A 15,549-nucleotide genomic window follows, 5' to 3' on the forward strand; every position below is an offset into this window, starting at 1 on the left:
AAAAATGAAGCCGCTTACACACTATAATAAAGTACAAAAAATATCAACACCCACGCAAAAAATAACCCCATTGACGTTTCTAAAAAGGAAATTCCTCATCATCCTGATAAGACAACCCATGCCCCGTTTCATACAGCACGCCGCCTTCTGCAGACGGGATCGTGACCGGCAGGCGGCCAACCGGGTTTACTTTTCCGAATAGCACATTGGCCGTCGCAGCAAAGTTGGCATCGAATGAGCCATATTGAGCTACATAGACATCCGCTTCCGGGTACGCCATCAGATCATACGGGTTACGAATCCCGATGGAAATAAGAGGGCTACTGATCTCGTTTTGTAGTTGGCGAACCATTTCCATTTGCGGATGATCGGCCTGCCTCATGTCTGCATCCGACGTATGGGTCTCTGCAATCACAACATCTGCCTGTTGCACTTTTTGGCGGTGGGCAGTACTCAACTTACCGTTTTCCGGTAAAGCGATGGCTTCGACCTCGGGATGGTGGCTTGCCAGCGCGTTGGCCAGTTTCCCCGCGTATTTAGTGCCGAGGACTACTACCGTTTCTCCCTCTAGTGGATCGATCGGAAGGGCATTATCCTCGTTCTTAACGACGGTTACCCCTTGCTCGGCCGCCTGCTTTTCGACTTGCAGATGTTCATCTGACCTTACCGTTGCTTCCGCCTGCTCGATTTTTTCTTCCACCGGAAAGGGGTGTTCTTCTTTGACAATGCCCCGTTTGAGTTTTAATGTCAATATCCGCTCCACGGAGTCATCAATGCGTTCTTCTGAAATCTCCCCTTCCTGCACGGCTGTGATGAGCCATTCAGCGACCTCTTCAACATCTACAGGCATGAGCACAATGTCGGACCCGGCCTGGATGGCCCGAATAGCCGCTTCGACAGGGGTAAAGTGCGAAGCAATCGCATTCATTTGTAGCGAATCCGTATAAATGACTCCTTCATACCCCATTTCCTCACGCATGAGGCCGGTGAGCACTTTTTCTGATAACGTGGCGGGAAGGGTTATTTCTTTTCCGCTGTTTTCAATGGCCGGAAGTGCGACATGGGCGGTCATTATCGCGTCCACATCGTGATTAATCGCTTCCTGAAAAGGATGCCATTCAACATCAGACAGACGATCGCGATCGTGGGGCACTTCCGGAGAGCCAATGTGAGAGTCTACATCCGTATCGCCATGGCCGGGGAAATGTTTCGCGGTCACCGCGACACCGGCCTCCTGCGTGCCCTCCATAACCGCCACTCCATGCCTGGCTACCGCCACAGGATCTTCGCCGAAAGAGCGAACACCAATGACGGGATTGTCGGGATTGTTATTAACATCAAAACTCGGAGCCAGATTCATATTGATACCGAGAGCTTCCAGTTCGGCTCCTATCGTTCTCCCTACTCGTTTCGACATGGCTGGGTTATTCCCGGCTCCAAGAGCCATATTGCCCGGCATTCCGGTTCCGAATGAGAGCCTGGTCACAAGCCCTCCCTCTTGATCACTCGTGATAAGCATCCCGTATTTATCGCTGGCCGCTTGATAATCCGAGATCAACTCCACCGTTTGTGCGGGCGTTTGCACATTTTCTCCGAATAAAACGACCCCACCCAAGTGATAACGTTCAACAAGTTGCTCGATGGCCGGGAGCATTTTCGTTACTTTTTCGTTATGCCACGTGCGAAACTCAGGCATGAGCATCTGCCCGACCTTCTCTTCAATCGTCATACCGTTGATAGCATCTTCCACGAGTGCATGCCGTTCATCCGTCTGCTTGACGATGTCAGGTCCGCCTTCTTCGTCCGGTTTATAATGGAGGACAATTTGGTCCTGATCGCTCCCATTCGACGCTTCTATGTATGTTCTTCCCGGCTGCCCCGTCCATTCAATATCTCCGTGTTCATCCACCGTGGCCACATCTTCATTATTGGAGTGCCACGCAATACCGTCATTGACAAAAGTAAAATCCCCGTCCTCATAAACATTCATAGCCTGAAAGCTAATCTCCTCAGGCGATAGGACATCCACTTGCTCAATATTTTCATACAGAATCAAGTCTTTACCATCGTTTTGATTTTCAGCCTGCGAGAAGCTCAGTGACCCGCCTGCAAAAGCCAGGCAAGCCATTAATACGAGAAGGACACTGTTTTTTACAAATAGTCTCATTCGGAATCTCCTTTTTATGTGCCAAACAGTTTTAACGTCCCCCATTCTGTAAGGATTATGTTAGAAAACTTGGCTTTTCGCCAAGATGGCGAAAGCCTTACCTGCTAAAAAAAGACACTAAAACGCGCAAGGGGGTGGGTACCCTCGCGCACTTTAGTGTCTTGAGAACCTTGTATATATAAGGTCTTGTCGATTATTGTACATAAACAGCCATCATAATACAAGGGGTGATTTTTTATTCCTTCGCTTCATCCGCGAATGCTTCTCTCAGCTCATCTGCGGAGTTGTTCCAATACTCCTCGCTAAAGCCTTTCAAGTATTCTCCCAACATGTAGCGGGATTTTTCATCCATATTGTCGATAACCACGCGGCCTTTCAATGCTTTGTCCAGGTTGTTCACGTGTTCGGGCATGCTTTTGTAGCCTCTCTTAAAACGACTTCCTTCGGGCGGTTCTTCTTCCCGATAAAATCGGCAGGCACCGATGCCGTCATACTTTGGCTCACCATCTTCGGTATGGGCAGTCGTCACCCACACCATCCAGTATTCTTTCGGATCATTAAGATCATCTTTATTTTCCAGCAGCTTAATCTTTTTCTCAATTTCAGAGCGGGCGTGGATCGCTCCCATGTCGATGAACACGCGCTCCTCAACCGGGTCGATAATGACCGGTGTTAAATTGTCCAGACTGAGCGAACCCACACCGTAACCTCCATGTCCATCGGTCGAGTCGCCGCTTAATATATTGAAACCTGAACTTTTACGTTTCTCTGTATTTTTATTAAAAAGTTCCACGAGAATCCTCTCCTCACTGAAGACATTCTGCTTTTATCCAGTGTATCACACCAGCCCGGTCCATAAACAACCAAACGTTTTCGCCTTCGCCAAACAAAATTTACCCCCTGACATAACGTTTAACGTTATTGTCAGAGGGTAAAGTTAACTATTCCGTTCACTTGCGAAGTTTAGAAGCTTCTGGCTCCGAGGTATTTGTCTCCCCAATAGTGAGGGTCATCGATGCTGTCGATTGTTACGCCGTTGGAAACACTTGCGTGGATGAAATCACCATTGCCGATATAGATGCCCGCGTGGGATACACCGCCGCTGGTATCGAAGAAGACGACATCACCTTCACTCGGATTCGATACGGGGGTGCCCATGTTGTATAGAGAAGATGTGTCAGCGCGATGATCAAAACCTTCTCCGTTCTGGTCGAACACATAGTTGATGAAGCCGCTGCAATCAAAAGTGTTCGGGCCTGTTGCTCCCCATTCGTATGGTGTGCCCAGTTGTGCCATGGCTGTATCGATCAAGCCGCTGACGTCACCAGTGCTACCGGAGTTATCGTCGTCACTGGACTCGTTGCCGCCGGAATTATTATCGTTTGAAGCGGACGCGACAACCTCTCCTTCATCAGAAGAGCCATCGTCGGAGCTGCCACCGGAGTTATTGTCTCCACCGGACGCATTGTCGTCTGAGTTGTCTTCGGCATTGCTGCTTCCTTCGGATGAGTTGTCCTCGGAGTTGTCACTGCCGCCGGAATCGCCGCTCGGCTGTCCTTCAAGAGAGCTCATCGTCGCCGGTCCTGCTACCCCGAAGAAATTACCGGCCGGGGAAGAAATGCCATGGTCTTCCTGATAAGCCTGAACTGCGCTTTCCGTTCGCGTTCCGAATATGGAATCTACTTGTCCGTCATAGTATCCGAGATCCTGTAGCTGTGTTTGTAGATTACTTACGGCATCACTGACAGCTCCACGTTCCAAAGATCCATTGGATTCTGCCGTTTCATTGGAGGCATTATCGTCCTCAAGCGATGCTTGCGTTTGCGGACCTGCTACCCCGAAGAAATTGCCGGCCGGGGAAGAAATGCCATGATCTTCCTGATACGCTTTAACGGCGCTTAACGTTCTCGGTCCAAACGTAGAACCTGTCGATCCCTCAAAATAACCCTGGTCTTTGAGTTCAAGCTGTAGGGCGTTGACGGAATCATTGACATCCCCTTCAGACATTGAATCGGCTTCTACACTGAATGCATCAGCGGCGTTTGGTGCGAACACTAACCCTGCGGCCACTACCGTGCTTAAAGCAAATTTTTTCATAGATTATTCACTCATCTATAGTTCGTAACACGTAGAAAACTAGATTTCCTCTGTTATTGTCGTTTATGTAAGCCCATAAATCTAGGACGAACGATCGATATGAGTGAATGGTCACCTCCCTGTAATTATGCGTTTTGTCTTGTTCTTAACCGCTATTAACTCTACAGGTTGAATTATAGAATTTAATCTTGGGAATGACAATATCTATTACGCATTTGTAGTCTAAATGTAATGAAGGGAATTGCTAGTTTTTACATCTATCTTTCATATAATGCCAGTGAAAATGCCTAACTAAAGGTTTTTTAATACTTTTCGAGTATAATGGAAAATGATGCCGGTATATGTCGTAATTTGTTTGTAATCTCTTTGAAATGATTTGTTTCCCCCACAAAAAAACCCAAATGGAATACCTCACCATTGGGTTTTATTTTGCCTGTTGTTTCCAGCGCTCAATGTAGGAATAAGCGCGATCGATGTCTTCGCCGGAGTAATTCTGGGTTTTCTTTAAGGTATGTACTTTCCTGATCACTTCTTCTTTTCGTGCAGGTTCCAGGAAAAGAACGGTGGAGATCAACTCCAGAAATTTGGAGGAGCAGGCGTTCATTTCCGTAATGATCGTTTCTTGCTCCGCAAATGTCGCGCGTTCGGCTTTGCCGGCAAGAAAATGTTCCCCCATAGGTGCCAGCTCGTAGCGATATTGATGATAACCCGCTTTTTCCTCTCTTACTTCCGAAATGAAGCCGAATTGATGTAATTCCTCAAGGCGTAGGCTCAATTCTTCCGAATACGGTCCGTAACGGCGAAAGTCGTATTTTTCATAAAAAGGCATACCTAACTTTTTGCCGATATAAATCATTTTTTGCAGCTTTTTCCGTCCGGTAATGTCTCCAGCCTTTTGCAATAGCGACATGACCTTTATATGTTGCTCCAACACGTCGCCTCCTCTCTTCAATTTGACAAAATTTCCAGGATTTCACGTTTTGTATCTTCCTGACCAGGCGTGTGCAGAATGTCCTGCGGATAATACAGCTTATGATCCGTCCGTTTTTTACCGGATATCGCTTCGACAATCTCCGATTCCCTTGATAACTCGTGAAGGTTTCGGTCATTCATAAGCAAATGAATCGGCATACGCTCTTCTTCCTCTCCCGGCCGATAGAAATCATAGGGAAGATCGGAAGAAAAATCAACGACGAGATAATAGTCCGGATCGACACCAATCGCCTTAAATCGCTCTTTAAGCCCTGACCATTCATTCATAATAAAATGCTGCGTAAATTCGACATATTGAAACAAACGCCGATGCAAAAACCGACGGCATAAATCGGCAAGAATGGCATCTGTTTCTTCTTCCCAAGTGTGAAAATAATAGAATACAATCATTTCATCGAGCTTTAAATAATCGGCTATCGTCGGATTCCCGTCAAAAAACGGGATAAAGTGGACAGGGGTCTGTTTGAACGCATACCCGTCCAGATAAAGGGCTTTCGCCCTTCGTAAAATTTTGTTTAAAATCACCTCGGCACTTCTGGTGACAGGGTGAAAATAAACTTGCCAGTACATTTGATAGCGACTCATGATATAGTCTTCCACCGCGTGCATGCCGGTGTTTTTGATCACGACCTGATCCTCCAGCGGTCTCATCACCCTGAGAATCCGCTCCATATCAAAATGACCGTAACTCACGCCTGTATAAAACGCATCACGCTGTAAATAATCCATGCGATCGGCATCGATTTGGCTGGAAATCATACTGACGACGAGTTTGTTCGGATGTATCTTTTCAATGACATCCGCCACTTCACGGGGAAATTCATCCCCCATGCGGCGAAGGACCGCGTTTACGCCCGTATCTCCCAGGATGATCGCCCGTGTCCAGTGTTCATGGTCGGTTTCAAAAACTTTTTCAAACGAATGGGAAAACGGTCCATGCCCAATGTCATGGAGCAGTGCGGCTGTTAGACAAAGTAAACGATCATCTTCATTCCAGTGGGGGTGGCCTTTAAACACTTCTATCATGCGCCTTGTCACTTCGTAGACACCGAGGGAATGGTTAAAACGTGTATGTTCCGCGCCGTGAAAGGTGAGAAACGTCGTGCCGAGCTGCCGTACACGCCGCAGACGTTGAAATTCTTTCGTACCGATCAAATCCCAGATCAACTGGTCACGGACATGAATATAGCGATGCACCGGGTCTTTGAAGACTTTTTCTTCCTGTAACATTGCATTGCCTTTGCTCATAGGCGTCAAAGCCAGCCTTTCCATCTTTTCCTTTATTATAACGAAAGACGGCCTACAAGGAAACGGATAACGGCTATGCATATATATGATATCAAACAATTGTTCGTTCGTCAAGCCCGCTTATTTTAATGTTATAATGGAAAAAGAGAATAATTTTGAACGGAGAGCGGCGCATGACAACCTTAAATTCGTTACCGGGAGCACAGTGGCGTTGGCTAAACCATTCAGAAAAGGGGCTTAACTACAATCCCCTTTATTCATTTGCTTATGACGACACGCTTTGTGAAAGTGTCGGTGAAGAATATTCTGCCCCGATCGTCCATACATGGATCCATCAGCCGACCATTGTCCTCGGCACGCTGGATAGCCGCTTGCCTTATCTTCAGGAGGCGATGACGGAACAAAAAGCAAAAGGGATTGAAACGATCGTTCGCAATTCCGGAGGCCTCGCCGTCTTTCTTGATCCGGGAATACTGAATATCTCCCTGATTATGAAAGATACAAAAGCCCTCACCATCGATGCGGCTTATACATTAATGTGGACATTCGTGCAGGAAATGTATGATGATGCAAGCCAAAAAATTAGCGCCGGGGAAATCGTCGGATCTTACTGTCCGGGAAACTATGATCTTAGCATTGAAGGCAAGAAATTCGCGGGGGTATCGCAACGGCGGCTGCGAAACGGGATAGCCGTGCAAGTATATCTGGCCATTACCGGCCTCGGCTCCGAACGGGCAGCGATCATCCGTGACTTTTATCAAACCGCCGGTGGAGAGTATAGGCCCTCGACACCGGATGTCCGACCGGAAACGATGGCTTCGTTATCGGAGATTTATCATCAGGCCATGACTACCCCTGACAGCGAGGCTCGGATGAAACGCGTGTTCAATGATTACGGGATCACGCTGGCAGAAACTCAGCTTTCATCTATTGAAGAAACACGTTTCCGAAAAAGATTACATCTCGTCTATGAACGGAATCAAAAAGTGTTGATGACGTAAAAAGAAACCCATCGCAGGGTTTCTTTTTACGTCGATCAAGGTTCAATATTATCACTTGGATTAGCTTGTTCATGTACATCGACCATGCCGACACTAAATCCACTTCCCGCAACACAAGCGGCCACCATAAGCGTCATGAGCAGTTTTTTCATTTTCCGATTCCTCCATTCAATTTTATACTTGCAAAGCCCCCAATAAATAGGGATTTTTATCTTGTAACGGCCTGAGGCTGATTTGCCGATAATAACGCTCCCCGGACTGTTTAAAACATTCAATGGACTGATACAAATAATCAACGTTTCCCGACAGTCTATACTCATAATAGAGACAAAAGGCTCTTTCCCAATTATTCAAGTCGGCAAAGTTTAACTGGTTTAAGTAATGCCGGGCTTCTTTCTCTTTATTTCGACTTATTAAATAATAAATCAGCGATGCTATATTCCCTGCATTTTTATCGTGTAAAGAATGATGCCTATCGACGCCCCAATAAGAGTACAAAAAATTTAAACTCTTTTTGATTTCCTGTCGATGAGCACTTTGTTCATCGATTACATTTGCCAATGCTTCTTTAAACAAATGCTCAGCCTTGTCGTAATCAGAAAGGATAAATGATTTTCCAAGTTGTAAATTAACTAAGTGTATCATCCCGTTTCTTTCCATATCCTTGATCCTGAACAGGTAATGACGCGCACTCTGAATATCATTTTCTTTTAAACAGCCATCCCCCAACGCGATATGGAGTCGAGCATTGTAATTGGCCTTAATGTATGGATCGGAAATGTCGTCCACCAGTTGCATCGCTTTTATCGCATATTCCTTAACGAGAGGCTGTACATGCTTCGAATGAAATATATACGTCAATGAGAGGTACTTCAGAATTTGCAGCTCCGAACTATGGGCAGGGAGTTCCGACACTTGTGTGATAAATTCGAGTCCATCGATTTGGTTTTTGCGTCTCTTTTGATTAAGTACATAATATTGCGCCCATAACCGGCTTTCATCATTGTCTGCATTTAAGATGCGTTCAATATGGCCCTCATGCATGTCTTTTAATTCTTTCGTTGTATACTCCAGCGATACTCTTGCATTTTTCCCGTTGGGATCAAGCGTCGGGATATAGCTGGCCATCATTTCCCGTTCCCGTCCCGGAAAGACTGTCTCTATAATTTCCAATATAGTGCTAAAGGACTGGAATTCTCGCCCGGGTTGATTAACAAATTTGTAAATCGGTGTCGGGTTGGAAAAGCCGGTGACGGTCACCAATGTTTGCGCGAGGGTCCGATCATTCTCCAGTGCTTCTTTTAGTTTCTGTTTAAAATAACTCACATTCTCACCTCTTCGACAACCCCCCCTTTTTTTCTTTTTGATTTGACATTACTGTACCGGAAACTTGTCGGATTGACAAGCCTTTTGATAGAAAAATAAGTAAATTTTTCATTTTATGACATAGTTTGACATAATACGCCTGCATACGCTCTTTTTCATTACAGCTTACAAATGTGCTATGATAGGACTTGTATCACATAGTGAAAGGAGCATGCCCCTATGCCTGAGCCTGCAGAAACCATTGATGGCTGGTATTGCCTACACGATTTTCGTTCCATTGACTGGACGTCGTGGAAACGGGTACCGGAAGATGAACGACACCAGATCCTCGCGGAATTCATTTCCATGGTCGAAGACTGGATAGACAATGAACAAAAAGAAGAAGGCAGTTACGCCCTTTATTCTATCGTCGGCCAAAAAGCGGATCTCATGTTTATGTTGCTCCGTCCGACCATGCAGGAGTTGGAGCGGATTGAGAAAGCCTTTAACCAGACACGATTCGCCGAATATACAATCCCGGCTTATTCGTACATCTCCGTCGTTGAACTCGGCAAATACATGTTTCGCGGAGAAGGAGACCCCCTCGAGGATCCGAGCGTTCGCGAGCGCGTCTTCCCGATTTTGCCGAAATGGGAACACATTTGCTTTTACCCGATGGATAAAAAACGAGAAGGCGATGACAATTGGTACATGATGCCCGCGAAAGAGCGAGGGCAATTAATGTATGGCCACGGGATGGTCGGCCGCAAATACTCGGGATACGTCAAGCAAGTCATTACCGGCTCCGTCGGATTTGATGATTGGGAATGGGGCGTTACGTTATTCGCACACGATGTTATTCAATTCAAGAAGCTCGTATATGAGATGCGTTTTGATGAAGCATCGGCACGTTTTGCCCAATTTGGCGCTTTTTACGTCGGGAATGTATTGGAAAAGGACGCGATCGCCGATTATTTCCAAGTATAATTATCGGAATAAACCTTGACAAATGCCGGCGCTTCTTTTATCTTTTAAAGTATCCAATAAAAAAGAACATGCATAACAATGGATATTTTTACCTTCCATTGAGGGTGGAAATATCCATTTTTTAACAGGAGGCGATACTGGTGAACACGAGTCTATTAGGCTATCCTCGCATCGGAGAAAAGCGAGAATGGAAAAAAGCGCTGGAAGACCATTGGGCCGGCAATCTGAGCGCTGAAGATCTCCATGCCGAGATGAAAAAAATCCGCTTGAACCATCTGAAAAAACAACAGGATGCCGGCATTGAATATATCCCTGTTGGCGACTTTACTTATTACGACCATATTCTGGACGCAGCCACTATGTTCGGGTTTATCCCGGAGCGTTTCACCTACGAGGGCGGGAAAGTCCCGTTGGATACGTACTTTGCCATGGCCCGCGGCAATAAAGATGTGCACGCCTCGGAAATGACGAAATGGTACAACACGAATTATCACTACATCGTTCCGGAAATCGGCAATACAACGCCGTCCCTGAAAGAGAACTACCTGCTCGAAGCCTATAAAGAAGCCAGGGAAGAACTCGGCATAGAAGGCAAACCGGTCGTTATCGGGCCTTATTCCTTTCTTAAATTGGCAAAACATTACGAGAGCGAAGCCTTTCCCGAACTGCTTGAGCAGTTGACCAACGTGTACACGCAACTCTTTACGGAGCTGGCTGATGCAGGGGTGCAATGGGTGCAGGTGGACGAACCATCCCTTGTCACAACGATTCCGGAGGAAGACCTCACTCTCGTCGCCAAAGCTTATGAAACTTTGCAAAAAGAAGTGCCGCAGCTCAACCTTCTTTTGCAAACGTACTTTGATGCAGTCAGTCATTATGAAAAAGTCATTCAACTTCCCGTAGCCGGGTTCGGCCTGGACTTCGTCCATGATCAGGGCAAAAACCTTCACGCCCTGCAAACACACGGCTTCCCGGAAGATAAAGTGCTCGCGGCGGGCATCATTGACGGGCGCAATATCTGGAAAGCAAAATTGCGGGATAAACGCGTATTATTGCAGGAGATTCAAATCGTTGTAGATGAAGATAACGTGTGGCTGCAGCCTTCCGCGAGTTTATTACACACACCTGTCACCGTGGAAAATGAGCCCGACCTTGACGAAACTTTAAAACGCGCCCTTTCATTCGCGGATGAGAAAATGGAAGAGCTTATTACATTGCACAATTTAGCTGCAGGCGAATCTGAAGCGAATGCCAAAATACTGGAAGACAATGAACAGATTTTTGCAGACCTTAAAACAAAGGGTTGGCGCAAGGAAGAGCCTGATAACTCTGCCTTCCAGGAAGTCAGCCGTCCGTTAAGCTATGAAGAACGGCGGGAAAAACAACTTGAGAAGTGGCCATTGCCCACGCTTCCGACGACAACGATCGGCAGCTTCCCGCAAACGAGAGATGTTCGTCGCCTGCGGGCGCGGTATAAAAAAGGAGAACTGTCTCAGGAGGAATATCAATCGGCCATTCAGTCCCATATCAGGACATGGATCGAGCACCAGGAAGACATCGGCCTGGACGTACTTGTTCACGGCGAATTCGAACGTAACGATATGGTGGAATTTTTCGGGGAACGTTTGGAAGGTTTCGCCTTTACGAAACATGCCTGGGTGCAATCATATGGCTCCCGCGGGGTCAAGCCTCCGATTATTTACGGCGATGTTCGCTTCAAGGAACCCATGACCGTTGAAGAAACCGTCTATGCGCAATCGTTGACCGATAAACCTGTAAAAGGCATGCTCACCGGTCCCGTGACGATTCTTAACTGGTCTTTCGAACGTGACGATTTACCGAAACAGCAAGTCGCTTTTCAAATTGCCGAAGCGATTAAAGAGGAAGTAAGCGCGCTCGAAGAAGCGGGTATTGAGATGATCCAAATCGATGAACCTGCCTTACGCGAGGGGTTGCCTCTGAAACGCGAAGATTGGCAGACGTATTTGGATTGGGCCGTGCATGCGTTTAGACTCAGCTCTTCCCATGTGAAAAATACCACCCAGATTCACACGCACATGTGCTACAGTGAATTCCAGGACATTATTACGACGATCAGCGCCCTGGACGCCGACGTCATTTCCATTGAAACTTCTCGCAGCCAGGGAGACATCCTGGAAACGTTTGAAGACAACGTGTATGACAAAGGCATTGGCCTGGGCGTCTATGACATTCACAGTCCGCGCGTACCATCCGAAGACGAAATGCTCCATATCCTTCATCGCGCCCTCAACGTCCTCCCGGCCGACCTTTTCTGGGTCAATCCGGATTGCGGCCTGAAGACGCGCGGCGAGGAAGAAACGATCGCGGCACTGAAAAAAATGGTAAATGCCGCCCAAAAGGCAAGAGCAGAAATAACCGGTTAACGAATAGCCGCAGTCTTCAATTTGGAGACTGCGGCTATTTTCGTTCTTCCTCGGTTTCGTCAGGAGCATTAGCAAAAACACCGTCTGTAGATTCCTCAGCTAATTCGGGGTACGATTATGATTTTATCATACCTCGCGCGAGGGCACGTTCCGCTTTTGGGGTATGATTATCCCTTTATCATACCTCCCGCCATGGCTCTCTTCGCTTTTGGGGTATGATTATCCCTTTATCGTACCTCCCGCCATGGCTCTCTTCGCTTTTGGGGGATGATTAACTAATAGCTACCCTAAAGTATAAAAACTCTGGGTAGCTATTATTCGTTGGTGAAGGGGATTAGCGTGAGTTTAACTTCAAGTTGAACGTCAATTCGTCCTCCTCTTTCTCGCTGTATATCTCCCCGTCCACTTCGAAACTGACGCGGACATCCTGGCTGCTTTTTGAGATCACACCTTTCTTTACAAGGTCATCTTTCACCGCTTGTATAGATTGATTAAGAAGATAATCATTTTTAAGTGCGTGCTTGGTAGCCTCCGATTCTTCTTTGGTTTCCTTTTTCGTCCATGTGACATGTGTTTTATGAATCATTCGCTATCACCCTCCCTCTTCATCATATGTCCCTTGCCATAAAATATTGGCTCAACGTATGCGCTATTCTTTATATTTAAATGCGCTCATACACAATTAAAGCAACCGTACTTCCAAATCCAGCCGTGATTTGTATGTTCCTTATTTCCACATGCTCGTTTTCAATAATAAATTGAGGGTCAACACTAAAATCTATGGTTAAAAAAAGATATAATCATGAACGATGGTAACAGCTACGGAAAAACACTACGCTTTCCGTGGGCTTGCGCTCAGCCTCCTCGAAAAAAGAAATTCGCTTTTTTCTGCGGGGTCTTCCCACTGCGCTTTCCCACAGGAGTCTCCGTGTTTTTCCTCCGCTAGCTAGTGTTATTACCATAAATATTCACAGATATCAACGATAGATTTTGGTGAAGAGCTTTTTCTTTTTCGTTTTCTTTTTCTTAATTATTTTTCATTGTGACATTCATCTGCAACAAGCGCCTTGTGATCCAAAAAGCTAACCCACCAACAACAATCGCACCTAGCCAATAAAAAGGAATCGCTGCTCCTGCGGGCTGTCCGAAGGCACTAAAAATCATGCCTCCTAACAATGCGGAACAACCGACAATACCAATCATAAAGAAAGGTTTTAATGATGGAAATAACAAAAACTCACCGTTGCGTTCACTTTTCCCTTTTTTATATAGAGCGTTTCCAAGAAATAAGGAGACTACGAGAAAGATTAACGTTATCAGCCATTGATATTCGTGTATATATCCGCTCTCCCCTAACTGTAATGGCAAGACTAAACTCATAACCATATCATTAATCCATTCGTTTGTGTGGATCGGGGGCGAGACCATCCCATGTGTCCTTAGAAAAAGGCTGGTCAAAATCAGAAACCCATACGGAAAAATCAAAAAGATGAAGCTTAAGACGATCTGGGAAATCATCTCCCCTGCAACAGTTCCCGTAAATAGAGTGAAGGCGAAAATCGCTAAATACGTAAGTAATGGAATGACGAGCATATCCACTAAATGGAATTCAGTAAGGAGCTCGCTATATTCGGATGACCAGATAATACTATAGGCGGCCAAAACACTTAACGTCATCATAGTTGTTATAGACACCAAGCCAATAATGGCCTTCGTACCGAATAGTTTTCGGCGGGCAAACGGGAGAGAAAGGTTAAAAACATGACGGCGTGTGTTGCGTTCTAAACCGATCAACACCCCTCCCAATACGACAACGCCAATAACACTGAACATCGTTAGCGGATTGTTCATGAAAATGTTTTCTACAAAACCATGATAAGATTGCTCAAACATATGCGTTTGCGTTTGATAATCATCGAACACCCTTAGTTGGTTCAGTTCCATGATTGTTCTCAAAGGATATGCAATCACGAAAATCATCGTTAAAACCAATATCACCATCGCTGAGAGCTTGAAGTCTTTTTTAAGTAAAGCTTTATTCAGCAATCTCTTCGCCCCCTAACTTAGCCACGAATAGATCTTCGAGGGTTAAAGGAAGTTCTTCGTATAACAAGGGGTCAGTTTTCTGCAACTCGGTTTCCAACTCTTGAAGATTCCCGACTGCCAGACACGTATACGCTCGCCCTGATTGTTGCAAGATATAAAGTTGATCCCAAAGCGAATCCGGCATTTTTTCACGGTAAACAACCTGCCATTTTTTATAAGTGTCACGCAAGTCATCCAATAGGAACGTTTCAGCGATCTCCCCTTCCTTGATGACCAACAGTTGATCAGCCAAGCTTTCCAATTCATCGAGTCGATGGGTGGCGATTATGATAGAAATCTCTTCTTTCGCCACTTCATAAAGCATGAAACGCATAAGCTCTTTTTTTGCGATGACATCAAGGCCATCGGTTGGCTCATCAAGGAGTACGTATTGAGGCTTAGTCGCAAAAGCGAGAATGAGAGAGAACAACGCTTTTCGACCTTTCGAGTATTGTTTCACCTTTTTCGCTCTCGTCATTTGAAACCGATCCATCAATTCCTGAAAATAAGCATGGTCAAATTTCGGATAAATATCAGCGTATAATGACACAATGCCGGAAACTGAATAATTTTTTAAAGCCTCAACACTATCCTCCACGTACATAATAGGTCCTTTTGTTTCAGGATGTGCAAGCACATCCTTGCCATTCACAGAAATTGTTCCTTGGTCGGGATCTACAATGGTAACCATCGTCCGTAATAATGTCGTTTTGCCGGCTCCATTTCGACCTACGATTCCGGTAATAGTTCCTTTCCCCACAGTAAATGTTACATCCGTTAAAACTTGTTGTTGTCCTATCGTTTTGGAAACGTTTTGCACCTGTATCATGACTTTCCCCCAAGCTGATTGTAGTAACATGCAACCCAGTCCTGCATGACTTCTTTTTCAATTCCGGCGTAGTATCCTTCCAGAACGATTTGTTTGATTTGTGTTCTGACATGTTCGATAGCTTTAGTAGGAATTTCGTCTGGGATATACTCGTTAATAAATGTGCCCCTCCCGCGCATCGTGACAATAATCCCTTCCCTTTCCAACTCTTGATACGCTTTGCTGACCGTGTTCGGGTTGACGACGATTTGTGAAGATAATTCCCGAACAGAAGGAATTTTATCATCAACTTTTAAAATCCCCCGGGCCACTTGTTCCTTAATTTGATTGATAATCTGACGATAGATCGGCTCCGTACTCCTCGCATCAATGGTAAGCATATATGCCCTCCTCTGGGGGTCATCTATATGTATTAGTTAAACTAATACAATT

The 15,549-nt window shown here is 45.7% G+C and carries 13 protein-coding genes; 3 read left to right on the forward strand and 10 right to left on the reverse strand.

The window, feature by feature from the left end:
- Positions 1-79: 79 nt before the first annotated feature.
- From BLS58_RS04080 to BLS58_RS04100, 5 genes are all read right to left on the reverse strand, one after another.
- Positions 80-2,167 (reverse strand): glycoside hydrolase family 3 protein, encoded by a 2,088-nt coding sequence (locus BLS58_RS04080; RefSeq protein ID WP_090396271.1) that lies wholly within the window; start codon positions 2,165-2,167, stop codon positions 80-82.
- 235 nt (positions 2,168-2,402) lie between these two features.
- Positions 2,403-2,960 carry a YwhD family protein gene (locus BLS58_RS04085; RefSeq protein WP_090396272.1) on the reverse strand — a complete coding sequence of 186 codons (558 nt, stop codon included), beginning with the start codon at positions 2,958-2,960 and terminating at the stop codon, positions 2,403-2,405.
- Between the two features lie 170 nt (positions 2,961-3,130).
- Complete coding sequence (locus tag BLS58_RS04090; protein WP_090396273.1) at positions 3,131-4,264, reverse strand: C40 family peptidase; 1,134 nt, start codon at positions 4,262-4,264, stop codon at positions 3,131-3,133.
- A 424-nt stretch (positions 4,265-4,688) separates the two neighbouring features.
- A complete protein-coding gene (locus BLS58_RS04095) occupies positions 4,689-5,198 on the reverse strand; it encodes a YwgA family protein (protein ID WP_090396274.1) in 510 nt (169 codons plus the stop codon).
- A 14-nt stretch (positions 5,199-5,212) separates the two neighbouring features.
- Positions 5,213-6,505: an HD domain-containing protein gene (locus tag BLS58_RS04100; protein WP_090396417.1), complete on the reverse strand. Its 1,293-nt coding sequence runs from the start codon at positions 6,503-6,505 to the stop codon at positions 5,213-5,215.
- 173 nt (positions 6,506-6,678) lie between these two features.
- Between BLS58_RS04100 and BLS58_RS04105 the strand changes: the two genes are divergently transcribed.
- Complete coding sequence (locus BLS58_RS04105; protein WP_090396275.1) at positions 6,679-7,506, forward strand: lipoate--protein ligase family protein; 828 nt, start codon at positions 6,679-6,681, stop codon at positions 7,504-7,506.
- 174 nt (positions 7,507-7,680) lie between these two features.
- Here BLS58_RS04105 and BLS58_RS04110 read toward each other — a convergent pair whose 3' ends face one another.
- On the reverse strand, positions 7,681-8,832 hold the full coding sequence (locus BLS58_RS04110) for an AimR family lysis-lysogeny pheromone receptor (RefSeq protein ID WP_090396276.1): 1,152 nt from the start codon (positions 8,830-8,832) through the stop codon (positions 7,681-7,683).
- A 219-nt stretch (positions 8,833-9,051) separates the two neighbouring features.
- On the opposite strand from BLS58_RS04110, the gene hemQ reads away from it, so the two are divergent.
- Both hemQ and metE read left to right on the forward strand, forming a co-directional pair.
- Positions 9,052-9,798 (forward strand): hydrogen peroxide-dependent heme synthase, encoded by a 747-nt coding sequence (gene hemQ, locus BLS58_RS04115; RefSeq protein ID WP_090396277.1) that lies wholly within the window; start codon positions 9,052-9,054, stop codon positions 9,796-9,798.
- Positions 9,799-9,938: 140 nt separating this feature from the next.
- Positions 9,939-12,203 carry a 5-methyltetrahydropteroyltriglutamate--homocysteine S-methyltransferase gene (gene metE, locus BLS58_RS04120; protein ID WP_090396278.1) on the forward strand — a complete coding sequence of 755 codons (2,265 nt, stop codon included), beginning with the start codon at positions 9,939-9,941 and terminating at the stop codon, positions 12,201-12,203.
- A 334-nt stretch (positions 12,204-12,537) separates the two neighbouring features.
- Here the strand turns inward: metE and BLS58_RS04125 are convergent, their stop codons facing one another.
- The 4 genes from BLS58_RS04125 to BLS58_RS04140 all read right to left on the reverse strand — a co-directional run bounded on the left by BLS58_RS04125 (position 12,538) and on the right by BLS58_RS04140 (position 15,497).
- Complete coding sequence (locus BLS58_RS04125; RefSeq protein WP_090396279.1) at positions 12,538-12,789, reverse strand: hypothetical protein; 252 nt, start codon at positions 12,787-12,789, stop codon at positions 12,538-12,540.
- 440 nt (positions 12,790-13,229) lie between these two features.
- Positions 13,230-14,249 (reverse strand): hypothetical protein, encoded by a 1,020-nt coding sequence (locus tag BLS58_RS04130; RefSeq protein WP_090396280.1) that lies wholly within the window; start codon positions 14,247-14,249, stop codon positions 13,230-13,232.
- Positions 14,239-15,117: an ABC transporter ATP-binding protein gene (locus BLS58_RS04135; RefSeq protein ID WP_090396281.1), complete on the reverse strand. Its 879-nt coding sequence runs from the start codon at positions 15,115-15,117 to the stop codon at positions 14,239-14,241. Before BLS58_RS04135 ends, BLS58_RS04130 begins: the two co-directional genes overlap by 11 nt.
- A complete protein-coding gene (locus BLS58_RS04140) occupies positions 15,114-15,497 on the reverse strand; it encodes a GntR family transcriptional regulator (RefSeq protein ID WP_090396282.1) in 384 nt (127 codons plus the stop codon). Before BLS58_RS04140 ends, BLS58_RS04135 begins: the two co-directional genes overlap by 4 nt.
- Between the last annotated feature and the right edge of the window lie 52 nt (positions 15,498-15,549).

It is taken from the genome of Natribacillus halophilus, from assembly GCF_900100185.1.
Classification (GTDB): domain Bacteria; phylum Bacillota; class Bacilli; order Bacillales; family Marinococcaceae; genus Natribacillus; species Natribacillus halophilus.

What these genes read in the sequence shown, in the direction of transcription:
- BLS58_RS04080 (WP_090396271.1), bottom strand. Translation starts at nt 2,167, where the DNA reads ATGAGACTATTTGTAAAAAACAGTGTCCTTCTCGTATTAATGGCTTGC.
- BLS58_RS04090 (WP_090396273.1), bottom strand. Translation starts at nt 4,264, where the DNA reads ATGAAAAAATTTGCTTTAAGCACGGTAGTGGCCGCAGGGTTAGTGTTC.
- BLS58_RS04100 (WP_090396417.1), bottom strand. Translation starts at nt 6,505, where the DNA reads ATGAGCAAAGGCAATGCAATGTTACAGGAAGAAAAAGTCTTCAAAGAC.
- BLS58_RS04105 (WP_090396275.1), top strand. Translation starts at nt 6,679, where the DNA reads ATGACAACCTTAAATTCGTTACCGGGAGCACAGTGGCGTTGGCTAAAC.
- hemQ (WP_090396277.1), top strand. Translation starts at nt 9,052, where the DNA reads ATGCCTGAGCCTGCAGAAACCATTGATGGCTGGTATTGCCTACACGAT.
- BLS58_RS04125 (WP_090396279.1), bottom strand. Translation starts at nt 12,789, where the DNA reads ATGATTCATAAAACACATGTCACATGGACGAAAAAGGAAACCAAAGAA.
- BLS58_RS04135 (WP_090396281.1), bottom strand. Translation starts at nt 15,117, where the DNA reads ATGATACAGGTGCAAAACGTTTCCAAAACGATAGGACAACAACAAGTT.
- BLS58_RS04140 (WP_090396282.1), bottom strand. Translation starts at nt 15,497, where the DNA reads ATGCTTACCATTGATGCGAGGAGTACGGAGCCGATCTATCGTCAGATT.